Origin of the sequence: Bradyrhizobium archetypum (genome assembly GCF_013114835.1) — a bacterium.
In the GTDB taxonomy this organism is placed as follows: domain Bacteria; phylum Pseudomonadota; class Alphaproteobacteria; order Rhizobiales; family Xanthobacteraceae; genus Bradyrhizobium; species Bradyrhizobium archetypum.
The window spans coordinates 1-1264 of record NZ_JAAVLW010000029.1; the positions used below are offsets into that span (position 1 = coordinate 1).

A 1264-nucleotide genomic window follows, 5' to 3' on the forward strand; every position below is an offset into this window, starting at 1 on the left:
GCCCCCTAGCAGGCTGTTGAAGAAGTCAGCCGCGTTCGCAAACGAAGGCTGAATCGTCACCATTGTGTATATAGAAGTGGCCGACGAGCCTGCCCGCGGTGCCAATCATAGCCCATCCGCGGCCGCAGGTGGGGTCATTCTCGTCGTGCCCTTCCGATGAGAACTCCGCGCAGGCCGAACCGTCTCGCGTGGCGTAGCGGACGTCGAGAAAGCCCTTCAGCGCACCGAAGGCAATTTCACCGTCGGACTTGCCCACGAAGGTGAGATGCGCCTCTTCGACGAGATCGAGGAAGTCGCTGTCCCAGTTGTCCATTTCGACAATGCGCCAGCGGCCGGCAAAGGCCTTGGCGAAGCCGGGCACCTTGGCCATCAGCCGGCCTCCGCTATCAGCTTCGGAGGCCGCACCAGATTGTAGGCGGCGGCAGCGAAGGTAAAAGCCCATCCGACGCGATCACGGCCACGGAAGCTGGTCTTCTCTTGCCCGGCGACCGTCTTGATCCAGCCGAATGCCTCCTCGATGCGCTTGCGGATGCGCTGGCTGACGGCATAGCCGCCGTGCCGGGTCGTTCGCCCGTCGATCGCAGAGCTACGGCCGTTGGTGTTCTGCGCAACATGCGGCGTCACGTTCATCGAGCGCAGCTCGTTGACGAAGTCTTCTGCGTCGTAGGCTTTGTCGGCGCCAAGCGTGATCGCTGTCGGCCGGTCGGCACGCGGCTCGATCATGTGCAGCGCGGCCACCCGCTCGGCATGCCCGTCGGCCAGCGTCAGGCAGGCGTCGACCAGCAGGCCGTGGCGGTTCTCCATCAGCCCGTGCCCGATGAAGCACAGCTTCGTCTCCTTGCCTTTGCCCTTGCGGTAGAGCCTGGCGTCCTGATCGGTGGTCGAAGCAGGGGTGTCGTTCGAGCGTTTCTGGCCGTGGAAGTCCGCTTCGGCGCCCGCCGCCTTGCGCCGGCGGCTCGCCAGAGCCGTCCTTCGGCTTCACGCTCTTCATCGAGGCCCAGGCCTCGATCAGCGTGCCATCGACCGAGAAGTGATCGCTCGACAGAAGCTTCTTCACCTTGGACTGCGCCAGCACTGCCGCCAGGAACTTTGTCGCGATGTCGCCATCCAGCAGCCGGTCGCGGTTCTTCGAGAACACCGAATGGTCCCAGGCCGCGTCGTCGACGCCGATTCCGACGAACCAGCGGAACAGCAGGTCATATTCCAGCCGCTCCATCAGAAGCCGCTCCGAGCGGATCGAATAAAAGGCCTGCAACAGCATCGC

The 1264-nt window shown here is 64.0% G+C and carries 1 protein-coding gene and 1 pseudogene; both read right to left on the reverse strand.

All coding sequences use genetic code 11. The features are described from left to right. Positions 1-25: 25 nt before the first annotated feature. On the reverse strand, positions 26-370 hold the full coding sequence (locus HCN50_RS32965; RefSeq protein ID WP_171714012.1) for a hypothetical protein: 345 nt from the start codon (positions 368-370) through the stop codon (positions 26-28). Then, positions 370-1264 (reverse strand): annotated as a pseudogene (locus HCN50_RS32970) (IS5 family transposase); the annotation flags it as partial. The pseudogene HCN50_RS32970 and the gene HCN50_RS32965, both read right to left, overlap by 1 nt.

Excerpts from the sequence above, each read along its gene's own strand:
- HCN50_RS32965 (WP_171714012.1), bottom strand. The coding sequence starts at position 370 with ATGGCCAAGGTGCCCGGCTTCGCCAAGGCCTTTGCCGGCCGCTGGCGC.